A 26605-nucleotide genomic window follows, 5' to 3' on the forward strand; every position below is an offset into this window, starting at 1 on the left:
GAAAGGAATCCCGTGACCGCCACCACCGACACCTGGCTCGCCGACCTGGAGGACTGGCACGACCGGCGCACCGCCCAGGCGACCGCCGAGCACGGCATCGCCGCCCTGATCGGCACCCACTGGCTCGACGCCACCCCCGAACCGATCGACGGCCTGCCCGGCGACTGGGCCGCCGTCGACGGAAGGATCCTCGGCACCGCCCCCGGCCTGCACGTCGACCTGTCGCCGGGCGACCGCTACGAGCTCGGCGACCGGGTTCTGGTGGCGCTGGCCCGCGCGGGCCGCCTCGCGCTGCGGATCTTCGATCCGGCCGCGCCGACCCGCACCACCCTCGAGCGCATCGAATCGTTCGATCCCGATCCGGCCTGGGTGCTCACCGGCACGGCCGAGATCGCCGAAACCGATACGTACTCACTGAAATTGGACCACATCGACGGTTTCGTCAGCGACAACACCGGCGTGCGCGTCCGCCTGCCGATCGGCGGCACAGAGCACGTGTTCCACGCCGCCGCCGCGGCGGACGGTTCGTTGCAGATCACCTTCTCCGACACCACCGTCGGCGACGAGACCCAGAACTTCCGGTTCCTGACCGTCCCCGCCCCGGACGCCGAGGGTCGCGTGATCGCCGACTTCAACCGCGCCTACCTCCCGCCCTGCACCTTCACCGACCACTATCTGTGCCCGCTCCCGCCTGCCGAGAACCGCCTGAACCTGCCGGTGCGCGTCGGCGAATCGCGGTTGCGCCGGGTGGGCTGAGCCCGAGCGCTGCCGAGTCCCGAGGTGGACTCGCAGTACCGATCGGTGTGTATCGATGATCTGCGCGGTGCGAAGCCGTGCCGGAGGGTGCCCCCGGGCGCCGGAGGAGGTGTGCTGTGACGCGATACGTGATCGTGGGCGCCGGGGCCGTGGGCGCCTGCCTGGCCGTCGAGCTGGGCGACCGGGGACACGAGGTGCTGCTGATCGCCCGCGGCGCGACCCTGGAACACCTTGCGGCGCAACCGTTGTCGTATCACACCCACGCCGGGGCGCGGGAGGTGCGGCTGCCGGTGGCGGCGATCGGCGACGAGTTGAACCTGCGCCTCGGTGACATCCTGGTGCTCGCGGTGAAGACGCAGGACGTCGCCGGCGCGGCCGCCGAACTGGCCTGGCGCGACGTCTCCGATCGGCGCGGCGGCGTGCTCGGCCCGGCCGCCGAGCTGGTGCCGATCGTCACCGTGCAGAACGGGCTGGACGCCGAGCGCGCCGCGGCCCGCTGGTTCGACACCGTGATCGGCGCGGTCTTCATGATCTCCGCCCAGTACGCCCGGGTGGGCGAGGTACGGGTCGGCGGGTATCCGGCGATCGGCGCCGCGATCGCCGGGGTGGCCGCCGGTGATCCGGGCACCGGTGCGCAGGCGCTGAAGACGTTCGTCGCCGACCTGCGGGCCGCCAACTTCGGCATCGAACCCGTCGCCGACGTCCGCGCGTACAAGGCGGCCAAGATCCTGCACAGCGTCCGCAACGGCGTCGAGGTCCTGGCCGGCGACCGGCCGGTCAAACAGGCCGTCGGCGACGCGCTGACGGCCGAGGCGCGCCGGGTGCTGGCCGCCGCCGGGATCGAGCACCGCGAGACCGGCGACCTGATCCTCGACCCGGACCAGGAGAGTTTCAGCGCCGGTTCGGGCGTACAGCGCGACCGCCAGTCCACCTGGCAGAGCTTCGCGCGCGGTGCCGGCGGTCACGAGGCCGACTACCTCAACGGTGAGATCGCCCTGCTCGCCCGGCTGCACGGCGTCGACGCGCCCCTCAACACGCGCCTGCAGCAACTGCTCGGCCGGGCGGCCCGCCGCGGTGGCGGGCTGGAGCAGCCGGGCCTGGAGCTGCTCGTGGAGCAGCTCCCCGGCGACTGACCGGGCGAGCGGAATCGCGTGCGCCCGGCGGCGGTGCGCGCTCAGCTGTTGAGAATTTCATTCTCGCCATGAAGAATGCAATTGTGCGGGCGCGTCGGTGCCGGCTCGCCAGGGCAACGCCGCCGAAAGGGGTCCCACATGACGGTCGACCGCGAGATCCGCGCGGACGTCACCGACGTCCTGATCCGCTACGCCACGAGTGTCGATCGGCGCGACTGGGACCTGTTCCGCACCTGCTTCACCGACGACTGCACCGCCGACTACGGCGAGATCGGCGTCTTCCACGATGTAGAGGGCTTCACCGAGCGCTGGGCGCTGGTGCATTCCCACTGCGGTCCGTCGGTGCATCGGATCACCAACTGCGACATCGTGATCGGCGAATCCGGCGCCACCGCCCGCTGCTACGTGGACGCCGTCGTCATGACCCCGGACGGCCGGACCGGCAGCCACGCCGTCGGCTTCTTCGACGACGAACTGGTCGAGACCGCGCGGGGCTGGCGGATCGCCCGCCGTCGCTACACCATGGTGCTGCTGCACACGATCGGCAACGAGGGCCGCGGCGCCGCCCGCCCGGACCCGGCCGCCGACATCGAGGCGATCCGGGCCCTGAAGGGCCGCTACTTCCGGACCCTGGACACCAAGGACTGGAACGGTTTCCGCGCGGTGTTCACCGACGACGTGGTGATCGACACCAGCGGCTCCGGCGGCCCGCGCTTCGAGGGCGCGGACGAATTCCTCGCCTTCCTGCGACCGGGCCTGGCCGAGGCGGTCACCGTGCACCACGGGCACACCCCCGAGATCGAGCTGACCTCGGCCACGACCGCCACCGGCGTGTGGGCGATGGCCGATCTGGTGCGCTGGGCCGACGGCTCCCAGCTGACCGGCTACGGGCACTACCACGAGACCTACCGCAAGGACGGGAACGGCTGGCGGATAGCGTCTTCCGCACTGACCCGGCTGCGGATGGACATGGCGCCGGCCGCGGGCTGAGTGAGGTGCGGCCGGGCGGATTCCGGCCGTCCGGCCGCACCTCAGTCGGCCCGGAGTTCCGCTCCCGCAACGCATTCCGCCACGAAGGCGAGCAGGCCAAGATGGTAGGCCCGGGCGGTGTGGCCGATGCTGAGGTTGTGCCCGGCGTCGGCCTGCAGGTGGACGATCGTGCGGGGTGCGTTCGTGAAGGCCGCGGTGGTCGCGGCCAGGTGTTCCGCGTCGTTGCGCCAGACGCTCTCGTGATCGCCCGCGGTCAGCCGCACGGGTCCGCGCACCCGGGCGGCCAGCGACTCGTAGCTGTCCTTCGACCAGTAGGCGGCCGGATCGGTCTCGTGCGGCGGCCGCGGCGAGCCGATCGGCTTGCCGCCGAGGATGTCCGGGGGATACAAGCGGTTCGGCAGCCACAGCCAATGCGCGGGGACGCGCGGCCGGCCCGCCACCACGACCGCCCGGTTCTCGAGGTCCGCCTGCACCTCCGGCCGCAGTTCCCGCCCGGCGCCGCCGATCTCGAGGCCCAGCAGGTTCGCGCCGCGCGGATCGGCCGCGAGACGCAGCGCGATCTCGCTGCCGGCCGAATGGGCGACGAGGAAGATCCCCGCGCCGCGGTCCAGCCCGGCCAGATGCGCGTCGATCGCGCCGAAGGCCAGGTCCACCCGCCGGGCCGGGTCGGCGAGCCCCTCCGGGTTCGCGGCCGACGCGCCGTAACCGGGCCGGTCCAGGGCCAGCACCGTGTAGCCGAGCCGGGTGGCCAGTCGCAGCAGGGACAGCTCCGGGTGGCCGGGACAGTCGAAGTACGCCGAGGTCGTACCGCCGCCGTGCACCGCGACCAGGACGGCTCGCGGCGCGGCCACCGGCGCGAGCAGCCCCGACATTGGGGTGCCACCGACATCGGCGACCACCGGCACAGGGACATGTCCCGAAATAGCCGTCTCCAAATCCGAAAGTGACATTCTCACTCCTGCCGAACTGTATTCTTGCTCGACCAGACCACAGACCGCCGGTCACCGCAAGCGGTGCTGATCTACCGGGCGGCTCTGTCCACCTCGATGTGGCTGTGGGCCTGGGCCACCGCGACAGGGCGCATCCGCGCCCCGGGTCGCGGCCGAGCGTCGCCGACAGCCGCTCTTCTCCATGTTTCCGAGCCCGTAGTAGGGAGCTGTCAATGAAGATTCGTCCCGTTGTCCTCGCCGTCTTGTTCGCCGCGGCGACCGCGGTCGGCGCCGGTTGGACCACCGCCGCCGCCGCGCCGCTGGTCCACGCCGATATTCCGTCGAGTGACTGTGCCGTCCTGAAGCAGATCGCCGGGTCCGTCGTCGGCACGCTGGCGCCCTTGCAGTCCGCGCCGCCGGACGAGGCCGCGGCGACGATGGCCAACTATGTCGCCAACCTGCGCGCCAAGGAGGGCCAGGTCAGCTCGCCGGAGGCCGCGGCCGATATCGAGGGGCTGGCCAGCGCCCTCGAGAACGCCACCGGTCCGGACGGCGCGGGCGCGATCTACAGCGCCATCGGCAAGATGAACAACGCCTGCTAGCGGCGTGGATACCGGCGGCGCCCGGCGTGCGATCCGCACGCCCGGCGCTGTCGGTCGTCAGTTGCGAGCCGGCGCGGGCGGGCGGTTGGCGAACCAGACGATCGTGTCGACCATCTTCGCGCTCTTCCACCCGTCCACGGTCCGCACGACCTCGTGGTAGTAGTGGCCGCCGCAGTAGCTGAGCTCGTCGTTCCCGGGCAGCCGCATCGGGTTGAAGAACAGGGCGCGCACCGTCGCGCGGTCGCCGTCGAGGTCGATCTCCACGTTCGTGATCAGGTGCTGTGTCATCGGCACGTGGTCCAGGCTGGCCGCCCACCAGGCGACCAGATCGTCGCGCGAACCGGCCGGCTTCTCGCCCGAGGTGGGCAGGTCGATGTCGGCGTCCGGGGTGAACACCGTCCGCAGCAGCTCCCAGTCCTTGGTGTCGACGGCCCGCGCGTATCGGGCCAGCAGCTCCTGGATCTCCAGCCGGTCGATGACATGCTGCATAGGGAAACTCGATTCTCTGAAATCAGAACGCGATACTGTATTAATGAGAGCGGATTAATCATCGCGAGTCAATCACGGCACGGCCGGTCACGCCGTCGTGGGAGACCGGGAGAGGAAGACATCATGGGAGACGATCTCGGCGCCGCCGGCCTCCGATTCGAGCGCCAGGGTTCCATCGGCTGGTGCGTCATCGACCGGCCCGAGGCGCGCAACGCCCTGACCCCGGCGATGTACTTCGGCATCAAGAAGGCGGTCCGGCTGGTCAACAGCGATCCGGATCTGGCGGCGCTGATCATCACCGGCACCGGGGACGTGTTCGCGCCGGGTGGTGACCTCGGCGGCCGCCGGCAGCCCGGCGACGCGGAGGTGCCCGACGTCGGCCAGGAGATCCTGCCGTTCCTGAACATTCGCGACAGCCGGGCGCCGGTCATCGCGGCGGTGAACGGCATCTGCCAGGCCGGCGGCCTGCTGATCGCCATGCTGTCCGATATCTGCGTGGCCAGTGACCGCGCCACCTTCCGGGTGCCGGAGTTGTTGCGCGGCATCCCCGATGCCACCTACGCCGCGGTGCTGCCCGCCCATGTGGGGATCGCCGCCGCGCGCGATCTGCTGCTGTCCGCGCGCAAGTTCGATGCCGCGGAAGCCCTTCGGCTGGGCGTGATCTCGCGAGTGGTGCCGCACGAGACGTTGCGGGAGGAAGCGATCCGGGCGGCCCGCGAGATCCTGCAGACCCCGCCGATGGCGCGCATGCACGTGAAGCGAATGCTGAACGAGCGCTACGGATTCATCGATTACCAGACCATGTTCTGGGCGCTGGAGGAGTCGCCGGAGCCGCGCGAGGGCATGCGCGCGTTCATGGAGAAGCGCGCGCCGAACTGGGTGCCCGAGGACGTGGCCCGCGACCTCGGCCCGGAACCGAAGGCGCGGGGATGAAACTCGGCTTCCCGATGCCGCATCTGCTGCGGCTGCCGGCCAACTGCCGGCCGTGGGAATCGGTCGTGACGGGCGCCGACCAGGCCCGGCTCGCGCGCTGGGCGGAGCGGCTGGGCTACGAGATGATCAGCGTCCCCGAACATTTCGTGATCCCATCCGGGCACGTCGAGCGTTCGGGCGCGCACTACATGGCCGCCTATCCGACCATGGCCTACCTGGCCGGCGCGACCGAGCGCATCCGGGTCAACTCCTGCATCGCCATTCTGCCGCTGCAACATCCGATCGTCACCGCGAAAACGCTGGCGAGCATCGACTGGCTGTCCGGCGGCCGGGTCACCGTCACCTTCGGAGTCGGCTGGCTGCCGGAGGAATTCGAGGCGCTCGGCGTGCCCTTCGATGAACGCGGCGCGCGCAGCGAGGAATACATCCGGGCGATCCTCGAACTGTGGACCGCCGAGGAGCCGGAGTTCGAGGGCGAGTTCGTCTCCTTCCGGGACGTCCGGTTCGAGCCGAAACCGGTGCAGTCCCCGCATCCGCCGGTCTGGTTCGGTGGCGACGCTCCGCCGGTGCTGCGCCGCGCCGCCCGGTACGCCTCGGGCTGGTGGCCGTTCCTCACCAAGCCCGAGGACATCCCCGCCAAGCTCGACTACATCCGCTCGCAGCCGGACTACAGCGGCGGGCTCACCGATGTCTGCTACGGCTTCGCGACCACCCGGGTCGGGGAAGGCCATGTCGCGCAGGAGGATCCGCGCGCCCGGCCCGGTATGACGAAACAGGAGATCATCGACCGGCTGGGCTGGTTCGCCGAACTGGGCGTGACGATCAGCGCGGTCCCGATCCCCGACGTGCGGCACCTCGACGAGTACTTCGACTACACCCAGTGGGTGGCCGAGGAGATCATGCCCGCGATCGCCTGACCGATCGCCCGCGTCCCATCGTCGTTTCAATCAGTGATTGAAACGACGATGGGAACGTGTTCTACTTCTGGCATGGCCGACACCGTCCCGGGCACCCGCGACAGACTCCTGTCCGCCGCGGAGACCCTGCTGCGGACCGCGCCCTACGACGAGGTGTCCGTCCGCGCGATCTGCGCCGCGGCCGGTGCCAACCCCGCTGCGGTGCACTACCATTTCGGCTCCAAGGAGGCGCTGGTCGCGGCGCTGCTGGAGGCTCGGCTCGGCCCCCTGTGGGCCGACCGGCTGGCCGTGGCGGCCGGCCGCGGCACGATCGAGGACATCGTCGACGCCGTGCTGGCCCCGTTCGTGGAACTCGCCGCCGATCCCACCGGCCGGTTGCATCTGCGGCTGCTGGCCCGCTTCGTGCCGGGCCGCCGGGTCACCGGATTCCACGGCCCCTGGTTCCGGCTCGACTCCTGGGCGGACCTGCTCCCGGGCCTGGACGAGGCAACCGGCCGGCGTCGCTGGATGCTGGCCTTCGACCTGATCATCATGCGCTTCGGCCAGGCCGGAGCGGCGGAACGACAGCTCTCGCCGGACATGCTCGCCACGCTGCGCGGGTTCGTGGTGGCCGGCCTGACCGCCCCGGCGGCGCAACCCGCATCGGCAGGAGAAATACGATGACCGACATCTTCGACCCGGCCACGCTCGGCCCGGTGACGCTGCGCAACCGCGTGCTCAAGGCCGCGACCTTCGAGGGCCGCACCCCGGACGCGCTGGTCACCGACGACCTGATCGACTTCCATCGCGAGATCGCCGCCGGCGGAGTCGGGATGACCACGGTCGCCTACTGCGCCGTCGCCCCCGGCGGCCGCACCGACCGGCACCAGATCTGGATGCGGCCCGAGGCGGTGCCCGGCCTGCGCCGGCTGACCGACGCGGTGCACGCGGAGGGCGCCGCGGCGAGCGCGCAGATCGGCCACGCCGGACCGGTCGCCAACGCCGCCTCCAATCGCGTTCCGGCCCTGTCGCCGAGCCCGATGTTCAGCCCACTATCCATGAGCCGCATGCGAGTTCCCGACGAACACGAGATCGCCGAGGTCGTCGCCGCGCACGCGAACGCCGCGCGCCTGGCGGCCGAGGCCGGATTCGACGCGGTCGAAATCCATTTCGGCCACAACTATCTGGTGAGCTCGTTCCTCAGCCCGAAGCTGAACCGCCGCAAGGACCGCTACGGCGGCTCCACCGCCAACCGGGCCCGACTCGCCCGCGAGATCGCCCTGGCGGTAAGGGAAGCCGTCGGCGATCGGCTCGCGGTGACGGCGAAGCTGAACATGACCGACGGCGTGCGCGGCGGCCTGGAGGTGCCGGAGTCGCTGCAGGTGGCGGCCTGGCTGGAGGCGGACGGCGCCCTCGACGCGCTCGAATTGACCGCCGGCAGTTCCCTGTTGAATCCGATGCTGTTGTTCCACGGCGACGCGCCGCGCACCGAGTTCGCGAAGGTGCTGCCCACCCCGGCGCGCCTGGGCTTCCGCGTGGTGGGCAAGAAATTCCTGAAGGAGTATCCGTATCGCGAGGGCTTCCTGCTGGAGCGGGCCCGGCACTACCGCCGCGAGCTGTCGATGCCACTGGTCCTGCTGGGCGGCATCACGAATCTGGAAACCATGGAACTGGCCCGCGCCGAGGGCTTCGACTTCGTGGCGATGGGCCGGGCCCTGCTGCGGGAACCGAATCTGTTGCACCGCATCCGATCCGACGCCGCCACGCGTTCGGCCTGCGTGCACTGCAACGCGTGCATGCCGACCATTTACACCCGCACCCGCTGCGTGTTCCGGCCGGACCAACCGGCTGAACCGCTCTCCGCGGAACCGGCCTGACGACCGGGATACGAAGGGAACCAGCATGAATGGACCAGCGCCCGAGTCGGCAGCGGAGCGTGACCGGGAGGGCATTCTGTTCACGCCCGGGGAGCCCAGCACGAGCGGGCAAGCGCCGCAGCGTGACCGGGAGGGCATTCTATTCACGCCCGGGGAGCCCAGCACAAGTGGACAAGCGCCGCAGCGTGACCGGGAGGGCATTCCGTTCACGCCCGGGGAGCCCAGCACAAGTGAACAAGCGCCGCAGCGTGACCACGCAGGTGCCCCGCTCGTACCCGAAAAGCCCAGCGCGAGTGGCAGACTGGCCGGCCGCGTGGCTCTCATCAGCGGCGGCGCCTCGGGGATGGGCGCGGCGCACGCCCGGGCCTTCGTCGCCGAGGGTGCGCGGGTGGTCCTCGGCGACATCGCCGCCGAGGCCGGTGCGAAACTGGCCGCCGAACTCGGCGAGCACGCCGCCTACGTCCATCTCGACGTCACGAAGGCCGCCGACTGGGCGGCTGCCGTCACCCGCACGGTCGACCTGTTCGGCAAGCTCGACGTACTGGTCAACAACGCCGGCGTCCTCGACGGCGGCGAACTCGGCACCTACACCGAAGAACAGTGGCAGCGGGTACTTTCGATCAATCTCACCGGCCCGTTCCTCGGCCTGACCGCGGCTCGCGACGCGCTGGTGGCGGCACGGCCCGCCGCGGTGATCAACATCTCCTCGGCCGCCGGCCTACAGGGCGTGGCCGGGATGCACGCCTACACCGCCTCCAAATTCGGCCTGCGGGGCCTCACCAAATCGGCCGCCCTGGAGCTGGCTCCCCATGGCGTGCGGGTGAATTCGGTGCACCCGGGCGGCATCCTCACCCCGATGATCGGCGCGCCGGTCGGCGCCACCGCCGACCGGGACGCGAACACGCTCACCCGGCTCGGGGTGGCGGAGGAGGTCAGCGGCATGGTGGTCTTCCTGGCGAGCGCCGAGTCCAGCTATTGCACCGGTTCGGAATTCGTCGTCGACGGCGGTATGACCGCGGGCTGAACGGTCACCGATCCACCTCGACCGGCACGTCGTCGTCCCAGGGCTGGCGGGTCACCAGATCCGCCACCCGGACGCTGCCGCGCTCGAATTCGCCGGTGGCCGCGTCGATCAGGCGATACCGCTGGGTCTGCCGATGGATCGGCTGCGCGTCGAGCAGGATCACGCGGACCTCGCCCGGCTCGAATCCGCAGCGCCGTTGCAGGGCCGCGATCAACTGTTCGTTGTGCATATGCCCGTCACCGAAATTCCAGCCGATCGCGGTGGCGCAGATCCGTTCCCCGTCGGTGACGGTGTACTCGTCCTCGTGACCGGCCGGCACCGCCCGGTGCACCAGTGTGAACAACGCCCGCCCGTGCGAATTCATCGCGCGGAACGCGTATCCCAGATACAGCGGGATCACCGCGCGATCCCGGCCGTACATCCGTTCCAGCTGCGCCTGCGGCATGCTCGCGATCGCCACCACGTGCTCGTCGATCTTCCGCGCCGCCGACGGCCGCACGCACCACAGTGTGGTGTCCCAGTTCCCGGCGTAGTACCGCATGCCGGGCAGGAAGGAAACCGTGCGCGGGAACAGATTCCCGGCGGTCACGACCGCGGCGGCCAGCACCGCCGGGAGCACGGCCGGCGCGGGATGTTCCAGATTCCAGGGCCGCAGGTCCGCGTGCGCGACGAACAGCGTGAGCACGCCGAAGATCATGAAGACGTTCCACTCCAGCGGCACCCCCATCGGGATCGCGGTGAGGATCGCCAGATGGAAGCACACCAGCACCGTCGCCGCCACCGTGGTCACCGGCCCGCCGCCGGAACAGATCAGCACGACGCCACCGGTCATCTCGACGGCGGTGGAGACGTGCGCGACCACCCGAGACCACCGGCCCGGCCGCAGATCGTCCGGAAAGCGTTCGAAGAACCGGCGTTTGAGCGCCCGGGTCCGCATCACCGGACTGTTGGACATCATCGTCGAGACCACGAAGGGGAAGTGCCGGTTCAGCTTCGAGGTCGCCGCGCCCATCCAGATCACGACGAAGATCAGCTTCGCCGCGATCACGGTGTCGGCGCCGCCGAACAGGAAGGTGACCGTCAGCGTCGCGTAGACCTCGCCGCGCGCGGCCAGGAAGATCACCTTGTCGCGCAGCCCGGCCACCGCCAGCAGCACGAGGATCAGCACGATCTCCCAGCGCGGCAACAGCCCGGCGCCGTGCTGCGACACCGGATTCGGCCCGGTCCCACCGGATCCCAGCGCCCAGCAGATCGCCAGCAGGACCGCGGCGTAGAGCGCGACGTCCACCGGCGTCCGATCGTCGCCGGAGGTGAACGGAACCCGCCGCGGCCACGGTGGCAGCCGGATCGTGTGGGGCCGCAGCCAGTACAGGGCGGACCCCATCGGCGGGAGATACCGGTTGTTCAGCGGCCCGAACCCGCAGCCCAGCCCGATCACCTCGAAAAGCATGGTGTACAGCACGATCTTCTCGAAGACGATCGGCTCCGACCACCACGACCCGATCGCCGTCGGCCCGCCCAGGCCCGGCGTACTGCCCGCGATCAGCCAGCCGCCGAGCAGATAGAGGCCGATCTTGGCCACGTAGAACAGGTGCAGCACCACCGGTGTGCCGAAGCCGACCTCGGCCCAGTGCCGAGCCATCGGCCGGATCCGTTCCCCGCGTGAGCCTTTCGACCACTCCGCCAGATCCAGCGTGGGCAGTTCGGGCTCGAGAAAACCCATCGGAACGCCTCCGTCCCCGGCGTCACGCCCCGATGCGGCAGCCGGTCCGGATACGGTGACATCCGCCGCCGGTGCTGTCAATCACGTGATAGAGGAGCCGGTCCGGGATCCGGTCGCACGCCGGATCCCGGCACCGCTCACGATTCGTCGAGTTCGATGGCCAGGGCGGGGCACAGCCGCGCCGCCTGGCGCACGTCCTCGTCCCGGTCGGCGGCCGGATTCTCCTGTAGCAGCACCACGATCGCGTCGTCGTCGCGCTGGTCGAACACGTCCGCGGCGGCCAGCACACACTGTCCCGAACCGATGCACTTGTCTTGATCCACAACAACTTTCACGAGGGCCTCCTCACCAGGTCACGGGCAGGGCATGGACGCCGTACACGATCATGTCGTGCTTGAACTCGACCTCCTCGAACGGAACCGCGAGGCGCAGTGCGGGTATCCGGCGATACAGCGTGCCGTAGACGACCTGCAACTCCATCCGGGCCAGCGGCTGGCCGAGGCACTGGTGCACGCCGTACCCGAAGGCCACGTGATGCCGGGCCTGGCGGCGGATGTCGAGCCGATCGGGATCGGGGAACGCCCCGGCGTCCCGATTGCCCGCGTCGTTGGCGAGGATGATGCCCTCCCCGGCCCGCACCAGCTGCCCGCCCACCTCGACGTCCTCGGTGGCCACGCGGCGCCGGCCGGAGTGCACGATGGTCAGGTAACGCAGCAGCTCCTCGACCGCGTTCGCGATCAGCGCCGGATCCGGCGTATCACGCAGCGCGGCCAGCTGATCCGGATGCCGCAGCAGCGCCAGCGTGCCCAGGCCGATCATGTTGGCGGTGGTCTCGTGCCCGGCGATCAGCATGAGCACGCCCATGTCCACCACCTCGTCGACGGTGAGCTCGCCGGCGGCGAGCTGCCCGGCGACCAGCGAGCCGAGCATGTCCTCGGTCGGCGCCTGCTGTTTGACGGCGACGAGATCCTTCAGATACGAACGCAATTCGTCGCTCGCCGCCAGCGTCTCGTCGACCGACGACTCACGGGAGATGAGCTTGCGGCTGCACGCCTGGAAGAACTCGTGATCCGCGTACGGCACCCCGAGCAGTTCACAGATCACCAGCGAGGGGACCGGTAAGGCGAAGGCGCGCACCAGATCCGCGGGTTTCGGGCCCGCCAGCAGCGCATCGATCAGCTCGTCGGCGATCTGCTGCACCCGTGGTCGCAGCGCGTCGATGCGCTTGATCATGAAGTTGCGGGTCAACATCTTTCGCAGCCGCGCGTGTTCCGGATCGTCCAGCACGATGAACGGCCGGGAGTCGCGGCGGCGCTGCGCGGACGAGGCGGACTGGTGCGGGAATCCGGGTTTCAGCGCGTCGGCGCTGAACCGCTGATCGGCCAGCACGCTGCGCTGCGTCTCGTATCCGGTTACCAGCCACGGTGTCTCGCCGTTCCAGATGCGGACCCGGCTGACGGATTCGGCCTCGCGCAGCGGCGGCGGCGGATCGAACGGGCGGTCCTGCGCCCGCGACATGGGATAGGTGGGAAGGGTTTCGGTCACGGCGACCCCCAGAGTTGTTACCAAACAAACGTTCACTAACCCGACCAGGATAGAACTCTTTCGTTCCCCTGAGCAACGATCTGTGGACCGCCGTCGTGCGCGCGGCCGGTTGCCCGGAGCGGCTCGGATTGCCAAGGGCCAGGCCACAATACGTTGCCGGACGGTCGCGGACCGGCTCGGTGGAATTCGCTCCGGCGGCCGTCCGGTCGGTTTGTTGCGGGCTCGTGGCCGATATACCTAAGCGGTCGGTATGCGTGACTACGGATGCCGTGCACGTGCATTCCGGTCATCCTGTGAGACACGAAGTATCGGCCGACACCGCCCCCACGGGCGGCGGCCGCCGGACGATAGTTGGGAACCGACGACATGCCTGCGGTCAACGACGACGGCGTCGAGACGAAACCGGATCCGTGCCACATCCACGTGAGTTTCGCCAGCCCGCCGGTGGAGGTCGACTATCAGGACGAACGTGACGTCGCCGCCCGGTTCGCCGCGGCGATCGCTCGGACCGGCGCGGTCGTGACGATCGATGGCGACCTGGGCGGCGACCTCCCCCTGCTGCCGTGCCGGCGACTGTGGCTGTGACGGCCGCGGCCACCACACCCACAGTCGCCGGCACGGCGAACCGGATCAGGCGCGGGCGCCCGAACCCGGCAGTGTGACCGCGAACAGCACCCCGGCCACCAGGCAGGCGACGGCGTTGACGGCCAGCGCCGTGGCGACGCCGTGCGCGATGCCGCCGCCCGCCGCGGTGACCACGGCCGACATGATCGGCGTGCCCAGCGTGATGCCGATCTGCTGACTCATCGTGGCCAGCCCGGTCGCCAGCCCTTGTTCGGAATCGGGCAGCCCCGAGGTGGCGGTCACCATGAATCCCACGATCGCCACCAGATTCGCCACCCCACCGGCGAAGGTCGCCGCCAGCAGCACCACGAACCAGCCCGGCAGTGAATCCAGGAACACCAGCGGCAGCGTCGCCGCCGCCTGCACCACGAAACCGGCTGCCACCGCGTACTTTCCGCCGATCCGGCCGATCACCCGCGGCCCCGCGATCCCGCCGAGCACGGTGCCGAGCCCCATCACCGCGAAGGTCAGCCCCGCCTGCAACGGGGTGAACCCGCGCGCATTCTGCAGATACAGCGTGAGCAGGAAGACCACCGACGTCTCGGTCGCGAAGGCCAGTATGCCGGCCGGATTGCCCCACCCGATGCCGCGGCGGCGCAACAACATCGGCGGCACCAGCGGCTGCGCCACGCTGCGTTCGATCCCCGCGAACACGATCAGCAGCACCACGGCCGCGAGCAGGAACCCCCAGCTCCGCGGATCACCCCAGGAGTGCTGGCCCGCCTGGGTGAGCCCGTACACGCCGGCCACCAGTGCCAGCGTCACCGCGATCGCCCCCGGCGCGTCCAGCCGCAGCCGCACCTCGGAACGGTTCTCCCGCAACACCATCGGCCCGGCCACCAGCACGGCCACCGCGACCACGACGTTGACGAAGAACGCCCACCGCCAGCTGATCAGATCGGTCAGCAGACCGCCCAGGATCGCCCCGGTGGTGAACCCGGCCGCCATCAGCGCCCCGTTGAGCCCGAGCGCCCGCTCCCGCAACCGCCCCTCCGGGAACGACGTGGTGAGCAGTGACAACGCGGCCGGCGTCACCGCGGCGGTGGCCAGCCCCTGGACCACCCGGGCGAGCAGCAGCACCCACGGCGTCGTGGCGAGCCCGCCCGCCAGCGAGGCCACCCCCAGCACCGCCATCCCGGCGAGGAACTGCCGCCGGCGCCCGAACAGATCCGCCAGCCGCCCGAAGAACAGGGTGAACCCGGCCGCGCACACCGCGAACGCCGTGGCGATCCACTGCAGATCGGCCAGGCCGAACCCGACGTCCGCGCCGATCCGTGGCAGCGCCACATTGAGTATCGAGAAGTCCACGGCGAGTGTGAAACTCGCGGTCAGCAGCACGAGCAGCGCCATCCGATCGCGCGGCCGGACGGAGGGCTCCGGTGCGATGTCGGTGACGGCGAGAGAGTCGATGGTCATGTCTGTGACACTCCGCCCGCCGCCGCCCGGCAACCACTCCCGGCGATGGGTACCACTGCCAGTGGCAGCCTCGCTGTCACCGAACCGGGCACACTGGAGTCATGCGAGCACACCCCCGGCACACCCCGGACGATACGTCCGCCTCCGCGAGCGAGACCGCTCCGCCGGTGAGCACCACGCCCACGGGCTCCGCCGCGCAGCGTACTGCGGAAACCGCGCCGACCACCGCGCAGCGCACGCCACCGGACACCGCGCGTGCAACGCCGCGGCCCGCCGATAGCGCGGGCCGCGCGGCAAGTACACCGCCCGCGAACGAGCTCGGCGACTTCCTGCGCACGCGCCGCGCCGCCCTCAGCCCGGCGGACGTCGGCCTCACCACCTGGGGTACCCGGCGAGTGCCCGGCCTGCGCCGGGAAGAACTCGCCCAACTGGCGGGCATCTCGATCAACTATTACATCCGCCTGGAGCAGGGCCAGTCCGCCAACGCGGGGGATTCTGTCATCGAATCCCTGTCTCGCGCACTGCGTCTCGCCGACGATGAGCGAGCCCACCTCTACGCGCTGGCCCGCCCCGCCGCGGCGCGCCGCCCCCGCCCGGCCCGCCCGGAGACGCCGAGTTCCGGCGCGGTCCGGCTGCTGGAATCCATGCCCGATGTGCCCGGACTGCTGCTGGGCCGCCGCAACGACATCCTCGCCTGGAACGAATTGGGCCACGCCCTGCTCGCGGGCCATCTCGATTTCGCGGCGCCCACGGATCCCGTGCACCGGCCGAACCAGATGCGACTGCTGTTCCTCGATCCGCACACCCGGGAGCTCTACCGCCGCTGGTCCGACGAGGCGGCTCTCGCGGTGGCCTCGCTGCGCTACACCGCCGCCGATTATCCGGACGACCGGTCGCTGGCCGAACTGATCGGCGACCTCAGCATCAAAAGCCCCGAATTCGCCACGCTGTGGGCCCGTCACGACGTCCGATTGTGTTCGCGCGGAAGCAAATTGCTGCACCACCCGGAAATCGGCGACGTGGAATTGCACTACGAGGCGATGCAGTTGCCCGACACCCAGGGCCAGCGCCTGTTCACCTACACCGTGACGGCGGATTCACCCGACGAGGACGCCCTGGCCCTGCTGCGCCGCCGCTGACGCACACCGGTTGCCGCCGATCAGTCGTCGCTGCCGCGCCGATCGCCGAGAAAGGCCAGCAACGCGGCATCGCCCGAGGTGAACCGGTCCACCTCCTCGCCGCCCGTGCACTGATAGAGCCCGACGGTCACCCGATCTCCCCGCCGCCCGAGCACCCGCCAGATCGCCCCGGCGTCCGCCCAGCGGGTCAGGATCGCCACCGGATCCGCCGGCCCGGGATCCGTCCATTCCTCCGGCATACCTCGATGATGCCGATACCACGGTCGTCTCGCACCCCGCCTTCCCCGGTAGGTCCGGGACGACCGCCGGCCGGGGGACGACCCAGCCGCTCTGCCCCTGCGAAATTCACCCAGCGATCGGCTACCGGGCAGGGCGCATCCGCCCCGGGACCGCCCGGCGAATTTCCCGTTCGTCCGTAACGCCCTGTTCACGGACGTACACTCCCGAGATTATGCGGTCACGGAACAAGATCCTCGACGCGACGCTCGACCTGATCCGGCGCGAGGGGTTCGAAGGCGTCAACATCGCCGCGGTCGCGCACGCGGCCGGGGTGACCCGGCAGACCGTGTACTCCAACGTCGGTTCCCGCGAGGATCTGGTCTCCCAGGCGCTGATCGAGCTGCTGATGCGCACCCTCGCCGGCATCCGCGCGAAACTCGCTCCGGTACAGGACATTCCGGAGTACATCTGTGAACTGTACGTCGCGATCCGGTCGGTGGTCCGCGCGGATCCGGTACTGGTCCGGCTGCTCGCCGCCGAGAGCGGCAACCCGCTGTTCGACCCGATGATGACGACCCGCGCGAAACCCGTTGCGAGAGAACTGCTCCTGCCGGTGCTGGAGCTCGATCCGAGCCTGGAACCGCATCTGGACGACATCATCCAGATCGTGGTCCGCCTGGGCATGTCGATCGTCGTCTTCGACGGCGACGACATCCGCACCGACGACGATCTGCGGCACTTCGTGGCCCGGTGGGTGTTGCCGGCCCTCATGGCGCCCCCGATTTTTCGGGACTGATCACAAACCACGCGAACCTGATCTTGACACTTACCCGCAATACTGTCTAATTTTGCGTCGGCCCGGAGATCTTGTTCGGGCGTCCAACTCGCAAATCGGTTCATTCGCAGGATAAATCGACGTGTCACCCGGTAGCCCGGGCGCTGCGCCGACGCGTCCTGATGCGTCACGGAGGTCGGTCATGTCCGCATTCACCCGCCGTTCGTTCCTCGGGGCGGCCGGCGCCGCAGCGATCGGGCTCGCGGCCGGACCGGCGGCCCGCGCCGATACCGGCACTCCGGTGCGGGTACCGGTGACCCGCGAAGACCACCGCGCGATCGTGATCGGCTCGGGTTTCGGCGGCGGTGTCGCCTCGCTGCGGCTGGCCCAGGCCGGTGTGCCGGTGTTGCTGCTCGAGCGCGGGATGCGCTGGCCGACCGGCCCGAACGCGCAGACCTTCCCGTCGGCGAGCAATCCGGACAAGCGCATCCTCTGGTATCGGTCGGCCAAGCGACTGTTCGGCGAACAGCTCGACCTCGAGCCCTACACCGGCCTGCTCGAGGCCGTGTCCGGCGACAATATGACGGCCCTGTGCGCGGCCGGCGTCGGCGGCGGATCGCTTGTCTACCAAGGCATGTCGCTGCAACCCGCCGAGGACGTGTTCCACACCCAGTTCCCCGCCGAACTGGACTGGGCGACCATGAACCGGGTCCACTACCCGCGGGTCGCGAACATGCTGCAGCTGGCCGTCGCCCCGGACCAGCTGATCGACAGCCCGAACTACCTGGCCGCCCGCGTCTTCGCCGAACGTGCGCGGGCGGCCGGGCTGCCGGTGTCGAAGATCCCGATGCCGATCGACTGGAACTACGCGCTGGACGAGCTGGCCGGCAAGATGATTCCCTCCTACACCAACGGCGCCGGCGCGCTGGGGGTGAACAACGGCGGCAAGCACTCGGTCGACGTCACCTACATCGCGGCCGCCGAGGCCACCGGCCGGGTCGAGGTCCGGGCGCTGCATCACGTCACCGATATCGAGCGGGCCGCCGACGGCCGCTGGACGCTCCACGTCGACCGGATCGACACCACCGGCGCCGTCCTGGAGAACCTGATCCTCACCACCAACGCGCTGATCATGGCCGCGGGCAGCCTGAACACCACCAAACTCCTGGTGCGCGCCGCCGCCAAGGGGCAGATCCCCGACATGCCCGACGGCCTGGGCGGCAACTGGGGAACCAACGCCGACCGCATCTACGTCTGGACCGATATGCGGGAGTCGCTGGGCAGCCCGCAGGGCGGCCCGGTCGTGTACGGCAGCCTGAACTGGTCCGACCCGGCCGCGGCGGCCACCGTGATCCAGGCGTCGATCCCGCCGCTGAGCCTCGATCCGCACAGTACCGTCCTGGTCGGCTACGGCGTCAGCTCGAGCCGCGGCCGATTCGACTACGTCTCGGGGGCCGACGACGCGGTGCTGCGCTGGCCCGGCGACGGCGACGCCGCCATCCAGGATTCCCGGATCGGCCCGCTGGTACAGGCCATCGCCGGCCCTGGCAGCACCCTCACCGACACCAACGCCCTCGTCCCGTCGACCTGGCATCCGCTCGGCGGCGCCGCGATGGGCTCGGTATGCGATCTGGACGGCCGGGTGCTCGGCCAGCGCGGCCTGTACGTCCTCGACGGCGCGCTGATCCCCGGCAACTGCGCGGCCTGCAACCCCTCGATGACCATCGCGGCCGTGGCCGAGCGCGCACTCGACAACCTGGTCACCCAGGACGTCGGCTCGCTCATCTGAGATCGGCCCGCGGCCGACCGGGTCCGTCACGATGAACGCCCGTCTCGTCAGTGCACTTCCGGATTCTCGCCCGCGTGGACGATCAGCCGGTTGATGTACAGGGAGCGGCGGTTGCGGATCAGATATCTGCTGTCCCACAGGTGAATCACCTTGCGCTGCACTCTGCTCACGTCGAGAGCGAGATAGTGCGTCGGAACGGTGTGGTACACGCCGATCTCCCCGGACAGGGACAGGTCGGAGATCGTGCCCGGCGCGATACTCGTCACGAACTGCCCGCGATGGCCGCTCGGATCCCTCGACGGCCGCAGTGTGCCGGTGCCGAGGATCTCCTCCAACTCCGCGCGAGAGGTGTAGCGGTACATCAGCCGCTGCGATCCCGCCGCGGCCGGGTCGGTCAAACGGGCCACGAATTCCGCTGCGGCCGGATACTTCTCGGGCTCATCGGCGAAGCGGAACACCACGGCCCCGCGCTCCTCGGCCGCTTTCAGGATCTCCGAACCGTCGGCCGACGTGCGGACGAAGCCCTCCATCCGGTCCGCCAGCGCGTTGGCCGCCCGCCGGGTGATCGCGCTGAGATCGCTCGCGATCTTCGACATCAGGTCGATCGGTTCCGTCACCATGCTCCCGCCGTTGTGCCGCCGGCAGCCGCGAAATCTCAGCCGACGAGGACGGGCCGGCATCGGGCGAGCACGTGAACGCGGTTGTGCGGTGCGTATTTCGCGGCGGTCCGCCGAAATCGTTGCGGCGTGTCACGGTATTCGAGGAAGAAGCGGTCGCGCAGGGGGCCGGCGGTGAACGCGTAGTGAATGTGTCCGGTCAGGCCGGACTGCGCCGCGAGTGACGGGAGTCGCGGCGCGGCAACGGATCACGTGTGCGGGGGTTCATGCCTGCCGGGCGTATTCGGCCACGATCGGAGCCAGTTCGTCGGGGGTGGCGCCGTGCAGGATGACCCGGTCCGCGCCGTGGCCGAACTCCTCGCGCACCCGCGCCGCGCAGCGGGCCGGGCTGCCGGTCGCGGCGGCCGACAGCCACTCGTCCGGCAGCAGGGTCGCGATGTGCTCGAGCTGTCCGGTGTCGGCCTTGCCGTCGATGGCCCCGGGAACCGAGGTCACCACCGGATCGGCGCGGAAGCGTTGCAGCACAGCCGGATCCCAGTCGTTGGTCGCGACCATCAGGTCCCCGTAGCCTTGTAGGTAGGTGGCGAGCCGGCCCACGGTCTTGCGCAGCCGCGACTCCTCGGGCAGGTGATCGCCGACGGTGGCCAGGCAGGACCACACCCGCACCGCGTCGGGGTCGCGCCCGGCCTGTTCGGCCGCCTTCTTCACCGTCGCGACGCAGCGCCGCAACGTCTCGGGCGGGAAGTAGGTGTGCAGGACGACATCGTCGAACACCCGTCCGCCGAGGGCGAGCGACCGCGGCCCGAACGCCACCAGCGCCAGCCGGATGTCCTCGTCGAAGTCGGGATCCAGGAACAGCACCGGGTAGCGGCCGATCGGCCCGTCATGGTTGGCGATGATCTCGCCGCGCCACAGCCGCCGCATCACCTGTGCCCAGTCCTCCAGTTGCGCGGTGGTGACGGCGGGTATTCCGTACGCGGCGTGGATCGCCGCGATGCCCCGCCCCACGCCGAGGGTGAACCGGCCGCCGGACAGGCGATGCATGGTGGTCGCCCAGGACGCGGTGATCAGCGGATGGCGGGTGTTGTAATTGGTGGCCGCGGTGGCGATGGTCATCCGCTCGGTGACCGCGCACGCCGCGCCGGTCAGCGACGAGGCTTCCTTGGTGTTCCAGCGCTCGGAGATGAACGCGGTGCCGAACCCGAGTTCCTCGCCGCGGCGAGCCTCGTGCAGCAGTGCCGCGGGCCCGTCGATGCCGGCGCCGGCCAGCAGATAGAACCCGAGTTCGTCGAATGTACGTGTCACGTGCCAACTCCTAGCCGGCGGCGATGCCGGAACGCCGTGTCCCACCGCACGCTTAAGATAACGGGTTATCTTCGAGCATCGGCGAGCGCTGTGGGGCGTCTGCCGTGCGCCGGTCCCGACCTCGCCGCGAGGAACCGCCGATACGTTGTCGCGCAATGATCTTGCTCCGCACCGGGGTACGGCGCGGATCGGCGCGGACGCTCGAGAGGACCCCCGGCGGTGGTCGTGCCGTTGCCCGGATATCGAACTGTAGCGCGGTTAAGATAACATAGTTTCCCACTGTGGGGCAGGTCGATCCGGATCCCGGAGCGAAGGAGCGCGACGAGTGCCGAAGCCGTTGCTGAGCGCCGAGGCGATCTTCGACGAAGCACTGCGGGTGCTGGCCGAGGAGGGCGCCGCGGGCCTCACCATCCGCACGCTCGCGGCGCGGCTGCGCTGTTCGAACAAGACCCTCTACCAGCAGGTCGGCAGCTACGAGGTACTGGTGCGCGGGGTGGTCGCCCGCGCCTTCGCCCGGCTGGAGCTCGGCTTCGCCGCCGACGCGGCGTGGGAGGTGGCCGCCGAGTCGTGGTGCACCGAACTGCGTGCGGCCCTGCTGGCCAATCCCGATCTGTGCACCCTGATGACGATCGCCGACCGCGATGTCGTCATCGATCACGTCCACCGGCTGATGGCCGTCCTCGAGCGGGACGGTTTCCATCACAGCCGGGCGGTCGAGGCCGGCGGCATCCTCGCGCACGTCACGCTCAGCATGACGTTGTCCGATGTCGCCGCGCCGGGCGAGTGGGACGATCCGCGCGTCTTCGCGACGACGGTTCGCTGGCTCGTCCACGGAATGGCGCTGTCCCGCGCCGAAGACAATCTGCGCCACCATGATCGGGCCGGGTCACCGCGCACCGGCCGTCCGGCGCGGCGACGAAGGAACGCATCGTGAACACATCACAGCGGGGGGCCGGCGCCGTCCCGCCCGCACTGCCCGCCGATCCCGCTCAGCTCACCGCCGAATGGCTCGGAAGCGTACTGGGAGTGGAGATCTCATCGGTACGCGTCGACGCGGTCGGCACCGGCCAGACCGGCGCGACCTATCGGATCACCCCCGTCTACGCGGGATCCGCGCCCGGCCCGCACTCGCTCATCGCGAAACTGCCGTCGCAGCACGCGGAGGTCCGTGAGCGTGTCGCGCTCGGCTACCGCGCCGAACACGCCTTCTACACCAGGGTCGCCGGCACCGTCGCGGTGCCGCTGCCCGCGGTGCACCACTGCGATATCGCCACCGACGCTTCGGAATTCGTCCTGCTGATGTCGGACCTGCGTCCCGCCGTGCAGGGCGATCAGATCCGCGGCTGCACCGTGGCCGAGGCGCGGGTGGCGGTGGAGGCGCTCGCGGGCCTGCACGGGCCGCGCTGGTGCGATCCGGCCTGGCTGTCCTTCGACGGCGCCGCCCTGCCGCGAGCCCAGGGGGCAGTCGCCCGCGGCATGGGCGATCTCGCCCGCTTCGCCCTGGACGCCACGCTCACCGGCCTCGGCGACCGCCTCAGCGCCGAGGACCGCGCCACCCTCACCGCGGCGGCGGACGCCGTCGAACCGTGGCTCGGTATCCATCCGGACCGATTCTGCCTGCTGCACGGCGACTACCGGCTGGACAATCTGCTGTTCGCACCCGACGCGAGCGCGGTGACCGTCGTCGACTGGCAGACCATCACGATCGGGCTGCCCGCCCGCGACCTGGCCTACTTCCTCGGCACCGGCCTCACTCCCGAGGTGTGCGAGCGAGCCGAGGCCGAACTCGTCGCCGCCTATCACACGCGGCTGCTCGGCTACGGCGTGACCGGCTATCCGGCGGCGGACGGCTGGACCGACTACCGGCTCGGCATGTTGCAGATCCCCATGCTGACCACGCTCGGCTTCGCCTTCTCCACCGAGACCGACCGCGGCGACGAGATGTTCCTGACCATGCTGTCCCGCGGCTGCGCGGCGATCCGCCGGCTCGGCACGATCGAACTCGTGCGGACCCTGGCCTGATCCGGCCCGCGCCGGGCGAACCTCGGTACCGTGAGAACGTGCCCGATACCGCCGCGACCCCGGAGGCCACCGTGCTGGTGGTCGACGATGATGCGAACATCCGCGACCTGCTCTGTGAGGCGTTGCGCCTCAACGGGTTCCATGCGTTCGGCGCCGACAGCGGGCAGGCCGCGCTGACCGCGTTCGCCGCCCGCCGCCCCGACATCGTGGTGCTGGACGTGATGCTGCCCGACCTGGACGGCTACACCGTGGCACGCCGGTTACGGGAGAGCGGTCACGAGGTGCCGGTGCTGTTCCTCACCGCCCGGGGCGCGGTGGCCGATCGGATCGAGGGCCTGGCCGCCGGCGGCGACGACTACGTCGGCAAGCCGTTCAGCCTCGAGGAAGTGGTGCTGCGCCTGCGCGCGATCCTGCGCCGCACCAACGGATCCGGCGACGACAACCTGCTGCGGTACGCCGACCTGATGCTGGATGTGGCCGCGCATCGGGTGGTCCGCGCGGGCGCCGACATCCTGTTGTCCGCGACCGAGTTCAACCTGCTGCACTACCTGATGATCAACGCGGAAGTGGTGGTCAGCAAGGAGAAGATCATCGATCGGGTGTGGCACGCCGACGCCGGCCGGGAGAGCCGGGTGGTGGAGTCGTTCATCAGCCAGTTGCGGCGCAAGGTGGACGCGGTGGATCCGCCGCTGATCCACACCATCCGCGGCGTCGGCTACGTGCTGCGGCGGTCCTGAGGACCGCCGCGCCCGGATCGACTCGGGGACGGTGCCGACCGGGTGGCCCGCACCTCGGTGACCGCCTGACGCCCCGCGCTCAGACGATCCGGCGCCCCGGATCCGGGCGCAGCGCCCGCGCGCCACACCATTGCGTGACCGCGATCCGTCCGCGATCGTTCCCGGTCGCGATCATGAATTCGACCAGCCCGAGCCAACTCCCGTCGCTGCACCGCGCCCAGGCCAGCAACCGCCCCGGCACCGTGCGACTCAGATCGAGCCCGCCCGCCTTCACCCGCATCGGCAGAGTGTCCCGCCCGAACCGCCCGCCGGGCGTCCGCGCGATCGCGACCCCGAGCTCCACGAGAACCGGCACCGGCGGATCGACGACCCGGCGCATCGACGGGCTGAAGATCTCGGGCCAAGTCTCGAACATATATTCGAACTATAGTTGACACGTCTCGGAACGGAAGAGTCCGGCATCGGGTTGTGACGACAGGCCGAGGCCGGTCTCCGCTGTCGGCGGATAAGCAACTGCGGTTGACTACAGGGTATTAGTCCTACGGTTGCTTCATGTCCGACACGGATATTCCCGAGAAGATCACCGACCCGGCGGATGCCCTGGCGGCGGTCGTCGCGTTGCGGCGATTGGCCGATCTGGTCGAGGACGCGGCGGTCGAACAGGCGATGCGGGCCGGCTGGGGCTGGCCCCGGGTAGCCGAGGCGCTGGGCGTGACCCGGCAGGCCGTGCACAAGAAGCATTTCCAGCGGCTGTCGGCCGCCGGTGTCGCCCTGAGGAGGCGTTGACATGGTGGCCATCAAAATCGGAAAACACATCACCGCCGTCCTGGAGCGGGGTCGGGAGGAGGCTCGTGCCGAGGGGGCCGGCACGGTCGAGGCGGCACACCTGCTGCTGGCCCTGGCCGCGGGGGAGAATGCCGCGGCGTGCCGGGCGCTGGCCGGCGCCGGGCTCGATCACGAGGCGGTCCGGGCGGCGCTGCGGCGCGAATTCGAGCACAGCCTCCGCGCGGTCGGGGTCACCGACCTGACCCGCCAGCTGCCGCCGCCGAGTCCGGCGCCCCGGCGACCGGCGCAGATCGGCGCCTCCGCCAAGCTGGCGATCGAACGTGGCGTGCGGGCCGCGGCGCGGGCGGAATTCCTGCCCGCTCATCTGCTGGTGGGCATCGTCCGCGCCGAGGCGGGCACCGTCCCGCGCGCGCTCCGGCTGGCGGGAATCGATCCGGCCGACATCGAGCGGCGGGTGGCCGCGGAGCTCGGCGCGGAGCCGGCCCGGTGACCCGGCACGACACGGTCGTCGAGGTCGACGGGCTGCGGATGAGTTACGGGAGCACGACGGTGCTGGCGGATGTCACGTTCGCGATCCGGCGCGGCGAGGTGCTCGCGCTGCTGGGCCCCAACGGCGCCGGCAAGACCACCACCGTCGAAGTGCTGGAAGGCTTCCGGATCCGCTCGGGCGGCCGCGTGTCCGTACTCGGGAGCGATCCCGAACACGGCGACCAGCGCTGGCGGGCCCGTCTCGGCGTGGTGCTGCAATCCTGGCGTGACCACGGCAACTGGCGGGTGCGGGAGCTGCAGGCCCAGCTCGGCGCCTACTACGCCGCCTACGCCGACGAGACCCATCCGCGGCCGTGGGACACCGACGAGCTGATCGCCGCGGTCGGCCTCACCGATCGGGCCGGGACCCGGGTCGACCGGCTGTCGGGCGGTCAACGCCGCCGGCTCGACGTCGCCGTCGGTCTGGTCGGCCGGCCGGAGCTGCTGTTCCTGGACGAGCCGACCGCCGGCTTCGATCCGCGGGCCCGGCGCGAATTCCACGATCTGCTGCTGGGCCCGGTCCGGGACACCGGCATCACCGTCCTGCTGACCACACACGATCTGGCCGAGGCGGAGAAGCTGGCCGATCGCATCGTGATTCTCGGCGGCGGTGGCATCGTCGCCGCCGGCACCGCGAGCGAGCTGGCCCGCGACATCGTCGGCCGGGACCTGGTGCGCTGGCGGCTGGACGGCCGAGAGTTCGAGCAATCGACTTCGGCCGCAACCGAATTCGTGCGCGAGCTGTTCGCCCGGCACAGTGCCGGGATCACCGATCTGGAGGTGCGCCGCGGCACCCTGGAGGACACCTATCTCACGCTGGTCCAGCGGGCCGAGGACACCGTGGCGCAGGAGACGAAATGACCACCGTCGCATTCCGGGCCGGCGTCGCGCGCGGCCTCGTCGAGTTGCGCCAGGCGTTCACCGGCACCGCCCTGCTCGGCCAGTTGCTCTGGCCGGCCGCGACGGTGGCGGCGCTGTGGTACTTCCGCGACCACCGGCTGCCCGGCGGCGGCACCCTCGGTGCCTTCATCCTGCCGAGCGTGCTCGGGACCTACGTGGCCGTCGGCGCGGTGCTGATGATCCAGTATCTCGCCACCGAACGCGAGGACGGAACCCTGTTGCGTGCCAGGATAATTCCCGACGGGATCCAGGGATACCTGACCGGCAAGCTGGTCACCGTCTCCGGCAGTGTCGCGATCTACCTGGTGCTCGTCGCCGTTCCCGGCGCGCTGCTGGTGCACGGACTCGCGGTACACCGGGTGGGTGCCTGGCTGACACTCGCGTGGGTGGTCCCGCTGGGCTTCGTGGCCACCCAGTCCATCGGCGCCACGCTGGGCGCGCTGGTCTCCGGCACCCGCGCGATCGGCTATCTGTCGGCCCTGGTCATGGGCCTGATCTCGATCTCCGGAATCTTCTATCCGATCACCGCCCTCCCGCGCTGGCTGCAATGGGTCGCACAGGCATTCCCGATCTACTGGCTTGGCCTCGGTATGCGTTCGGCCGTGCTGCCCGCCGGCGCGGTCGCCGCCGAACTCGGCCGGTCCTGGCGTCCTCTGGAAACCGCTGTGGCCCTTAGTATCTGGACCGCCCTGGGTCTGACCCTGGCCCCGGTCGTACTCCGCCGCGCGGCCCGCCGGGAGTCCACCGCCACCGTCACGCGCCGCCGCGATCGCGCCCTCCGCCGCACCCGCTGAGGGGCTCCGCGGCCGGCTCGGGTTCCGCGACCGCGAGAGGGCGCGCCGGCCGCGCCG

General features: G+C 70.4%; 30 protein-coding genes. 20 read left to right on the top strand and 10 right to left on the bottom strand.

The window, feature by feature from the left end; genetic code table 11:
* Positions 1–12 precede the first annotated feature (12 nt).
* The 3 genes from NRB56_RS21490 to NRB56_RS40205 all read left to right on the top strand — a co-directional run bounded on the left by NRB56_RS21490 (position 13) and on the right by NRB56_RS40205 (position 2879).
* Complete coding sequence (locus tag NRB56_RS21490; RefSeq protein WP_319943311.1) at positions 13–756, top strand: DUF1684 domain-containing protein; 744 nt, start codon at positions 13–15, stop codon at positions 754–756.
* Positions 757–872: 116 nt separating this feature from the next.
* On the top strand, positions 873–1889 hold the full coding sequence (locus NRB56_RS40200; protein WP_319943312.1) for a ketopantoate reductase family protein: 1017 nt from the start codon (positions 873–875) through the stop codon (positions 1887–1889).
* A gap of 138 nt (positions 1890–2027) precedes the next feature.
* Entirely contained in the window at positions 2028–2879 is an 852-nt protein-coding gene (locus NRB56_RS40205) for a nuclear transport factor 2 family protein (protein ID WP_319943313.1), read from the top strand.
* 41 nt (positions 2880–2920) lie between these two features.
* On the opposite strand, the gene NRB56_RS21505 is transcribed toward NRB56_RS40205, so the two are convergent.
* On the bottom strand, positions 2921–3829 hold the full coding sequence (locus NRB56_RS21505) for an alpha/beta hydrolase (RefSeq protein ID WP_227838102.1): 909 nt from the start codon (positions 3827–3829) through the stop codon (positions 2921–2923).
* 212 nt (positions 3830–4041) lie between these two features.
* Between NRB56_RS21505 and NRB56_RS21510 the strand changes: the two genes are divergently transcribed.
* On the top strand, positions 4042–4410 hold the full coding sequence (locus tag NRB56_RS21510) for a hypothetical protein (RefSeq protein WP_153344914.1): 369 nt from the start codon (positions 4042–4044) through the stop codon (positions 4408–4410).
* Between the two features lie 57 nt (positions 4411–4467).
* Here the strand turns inward: NRB56_RS21510 and NRB56_RS21515 are convergent, their stop codons facing one another.
* Positions 4468–4899, bottom strand: a complete 432-nt coding sequence (locus tag NRB56_RS21515; RefSeq protein ID WP_153344916.1) for a nuclear transport factor 2 family protein — start codon at positions 4897–4899, stop codon at positions 4468–4470.
* 123 nt (positions 4900–5022) lie between these two features.
* Between NRB56_RS21515 and NRB56_RS21520 the strand changes: the two genes are divergently transcribed.
* The 5 genes from NRB56_RS21520 to NRB56_RS21540 all read left to right on the top strand — a co-directional run bounded on the left by NRB56_RS21520 (position 5023) and on the right by NRB56_RS21540 (position 9629).
* Positions 5023–5832, top strand: coding sequence for an enoyl-CoA hydratase/isomerase family protein (locus tag NRB56_RS21520; protein WP_153344918.1), 810 nt, complete (start codon positions 5023–5025; stop codon positions 5830–5832).
* On the top strand, positions 5829–6749 hold the full coding sequence (locus NRB56_RS21525; protein WP_153344920.1) for a TIGR03619 family F420-dependent LLM class oxidoreductase: 921 nt from the start codon (positions 5829–5831) through the stop codon (positions 6747–6749). Before NRB56_RS21520 ends, NRB56_RS21525 begins: the two co-directional genes overlap by 4 nt.
* 72 nt (positions 6750–6821) lie before the next feature.
* Positions 6822–7412: a TetR/AcrR family transcriptional regulator gene (locus tag NRB56_RS21530; protein ID WP_153344922.1), complete on the top strand. Its 591-nt coding sequence runs from the start codon at positions 6822–6824 to the stop codon at positions 7410–7412.
* On the top strand, positions 7409–8605 hold the full coding sequence (locus NRB56_RS21535) for an NADH:flavin oxidoreductase (RefSeq protein ID WP_153344924.1): 1197 nt from the start codon (positions 7409–7411) through the stop codon (positions 8603–8605). The genes NRB56_RS21530 and NRB56_RS21535 overlap by 4 nt, the downstream gene beginning before the upstream one ends.
* Positions 8606–8918: 313 nt before the next feature.
* Positions 8919–9629, top strand: coding sequence for an SDR family oxidoreductase (locus tag NRB56_RS21540; protein ID WP_406603513.1), 711 nt, complete (start codon positions 8919–8921; stop codon positions 9627–9629).
* A gap of 4 nt (positions 9630–9633) precedes the next feature.
* On the opposite strand, the gene NRB56_RS21545 is transcribed toward NRB56_RS21540, so the two are convergent.
* The 3 genes from NRB56_RS21545 to NRB56_RS21555 all read right to left on the bottom strand — a co-directional run bounded on the left by NRB56_RS21545 (position 9634) and on the right by NRB56_RS21555 (position 12870).
* Positions 9634–11352, bottom strand: a complete 1719-nt coding sequence (locus NRB56_RS21545) for a DUF3556 domain-containing protein (protein ID WP_153344926.1) — start codon at positions 11350–11352, stop codon at positions 9634–9636.
* 137 nt (positions 11353–11489) lie between these two features.
* Positions 11490–11687 (bottom strand): ferredoxin, encoded by a 198-nt coding sequence (locus NRB56_RS21550; protein WP_319943314.1) that lies wholly within the window; start codon positions 11685–11687, stop codon positions 11490–11492.
* Between the two features lie 10 nt (positions 11688–11697).
* Positions 11698–12870, bottom strand: a complete 1173-nt coding sequence (locus NRB56_RS21555; RefSeq protein ID WP_153345254.1) for a cytochrome P450 — start codon at positions 12868–12870, stop codon at positions 11698–11700.
* Positions 12871–13263: 393 nt separating this feature from the next.
* Here NRB56_RS21555 and NRB56_RS21560 point away from each other — a divergent pair, with 393 nt between their 5' ends.
* Positions 13264–13482 carry a hypothetical protein gene (locus tag NRB56_RS21560; protein ID WP_153344928.1) on the top strand — a complete coding sequence of 73 codons (219 nt, stop codon included), beginning with the start codon at positions 13264–13266 and terminating at the stop codon, positions 13480–13482.
* A gap of 45 nt (positions 13483–13527) precedes the next feature.
* On the opposite strand, the gene NRB56_RS21565 is transcribed toward NRB56_RS21560, so the two are convergent.
* Positions 13528–14937 carry an MFS transporter gene (locus NRB56_RS21565; protein ID WP_153344930.1) on the bottom strand — a complete coding sequence of 470 codons (1410 nt, stop codon included), beginning with the start codon at positions 14935–14937 and terminating at the stop codon, positions 13528–13530.
* A 101-nt stretch (positions 14938–15038) separates the two neighbouring features.
* Between NRB56_RS21565 and NRB56_RS21570 the strand changes: the two genes are divergently transcribed.
* Positions 15039–16076 (top strand): helix-turn-helix transcriptional regulator, encoded by a 1038-nt coding sequence (locus NRB56_RS21570; RefSeq protein ID WP_153344932.1) that lies wholly within the window; start codon positions 15039–15041, stop codon positions 16074–16076.
* Between the two features lie 20 nt (positions 16077–16096).
* On the opposite strand, the gene NRB56_RS21575 is transcribed toward NRB56_RS21570, so the two are convergent.
* Positions 16097–16315, bottom strand: coding sequence for a hypothetical protein (locus tag NRB56_RS21575; protein ID WP_153344934.1), 219 nt, complete (start codon positions 16313–16315; stop codon positions 16097–16099).
* Between the two features lie 212 nt (positions 16316–16527).
* Between NRB56_RS21575 and NRB56_RS21580 the strand changes: the two genes are divergently transcribed.
* Positions 16528–17091, top strand: coding sequence for a TetR/AcrR family transcriptional regulator (locus NRB56_RS21580; RefSeq protein ID WP_153344936.1), 564 nt, complete (start codon positions 16528–16530; stop codon positions 17089–17091).
* A 181-nt stretch (positions 17092–17272) separates the two neighbouring features.
* Entirely contained in the window at positions 17273–18859 is a 1587-nt protein-coding gene (locus NRB56_RS21585; protein WP_153344938.1) for a GMC oxidoreductase, read from the top strand.
* 47 nt (positions 18860–18906) lie between these two features.
* Here the strand turns inward: NRB56_RS21585 and NRB56_RS21590 are convergent, their stop codons facing one another.
* Both NRB56_RS21590 and NRB56_RS21595 read right to left on the bottom strand, forming a co-directional pair.
* Positions 18907–19479 carry a hypothetical protein gene (locus NRB56_RS21590; RefSeq protein ID WP_153344940.1) on the bottom strand — a complete coding sequence of 191 codons (573 nt, stop codon included), beginning with the start codon at positions 19477–19479 and terminating at the stop codon, positions 18907–18909.
* A gap of 261 nt (positions 19480–19740) precedes the next feature.
* A complete protein-coding gene (locus NRB56_RS21595; protein ID WP_319943315.1) occupies positions 19741–20781 on the bottom strand; it encodes a TIGR03857 family LLM class F420-dependent oxidoreductase in 1041 nt (346 codons plus the stop codon).
* Positions 20782–21106: 325 nt separating this feature from the next.
* Between NRB56_RS21595 and NRB56_RS21600 the strand changes: the two genes are divergently transcribed.
* The 3 genes from NRB56_RS21600 to NRB56_RS21610 are packed head-to-tail and all read left to right on the top strand — an operon-like array spanning position 21107 to position 23540.
* A complete protein-coding gene (locus NRB56_RS21600) occupies positions 21107–21715 on the top strand; it encodes a TetR/AcrR family transcriptional regulator (protein WP_153344942.1) in 609 nt (202 codons plus the stop codon).
* Complete coding sequence (locus NRB56_RS21605) at positions 21712–22803, top strand: phosphotransferase family protein (protein ID WP_319943316.1); 1092 nt, start codon at positions 21712–21714, stop codon at positions 22801–22803. Before NRB56_RS21600 ends, NRB56_RS21605 begins: the two co-directional genes overlap by 4 nt.
* Positions 22804–22841: 38 nt before the next feature.
* Positions 22842–23540 carry a response regulator transcription factor gene (locus NRB56_RS21610; RefSeq protein ID WP_319943317.1) on the top strand — a complete coding sequence of 233 codons (699 nt, stop codon included), beginning with the start codon at positions 22842–22844 and terminating at the stop codon, positions 23538–23540.
* Between the two features lie 79 nt (positions 23541–23619).
* Here NRB56_RS21610 and NRB56_RS39160 read toward each other — a convergent pair whose 3' ends face one another.
* Entirely contained in the window at positions 23620–23955 is a 336-nt protein-coding gene (locus NRB56_RS39160; protein ID WP_227838104.1) for a hypothetical protein, read from the bottom strand.
* A gap of 137 nt (positions 23956–24092) precedes the next feature.
* Here NRB56_RS39160 and NRB56_RS21620 point away from each other — a divergent pair, with 137 nt between their 5' ends.
* From NRB56_RS21620 to NRB56_RS21635, 4 genes are read left to right on the top strand one after another with little or no spacing between them, the layout of a single operon-like run.
* On the top strand, positions 24093–24326 hold the full coding sequence (locus tag NRB56_RS21620; protein ID WP_153344944.1) for a hypothetical protein: 234 nt from the start codon (positions 24093–24095) through the stop codon (positions 24324–24326).
* Between the two features lies 1 nt (position 24327).
* Complete coding sequence (locus NRB56_RS21625; RefSeq protein ID WP_153344946.1) at positions 24328–24816, top strand: Clp protease N-terminal domain-containing protein; 489 nt, start codon at positions 24328–24330, stop codon at positions 24814–24816.
* A complete protein-coding gene (locus NRB56_RS21630; protein ID WP_319943318.1) occupies positions 24813–25715 on the top strand; it encodes an ABC transporter ATP-binding protein in 903 nt (300 codons plus the stop codon). Before NRB56_RS21625 ends, NRB56_RS21630 begins: the two co-directional genes overlap by 4 nt.
* Positions 25712–26548 (top strand): ABC transporter permease, encoded by an 837-nt coding sequence (locus tag NRB56_RS21635; protein ID WP_153344948.1) that lies wholly within the window; start codon positions 25712–25714, stop codon positions 26546–26548. The genes NRB56_RS21630 and NRB56_RS21635 overlap by 4 nt, the downstream gene beginning before the upstream one ends.
* Positions 26549–26605 lie beyond the last annotated feature (57 nt).

The sequence above is a fragment of the Nocardia aurantia genome (assembly GCF_009604425.1).
GTDB classification, from domain to species: domain Bacteria; phylum Actinomycetota; class Actinomycetes; order Mycobacteriales; family Mycobacteriaceae; genus Nocardia; species Nocardia aurantia.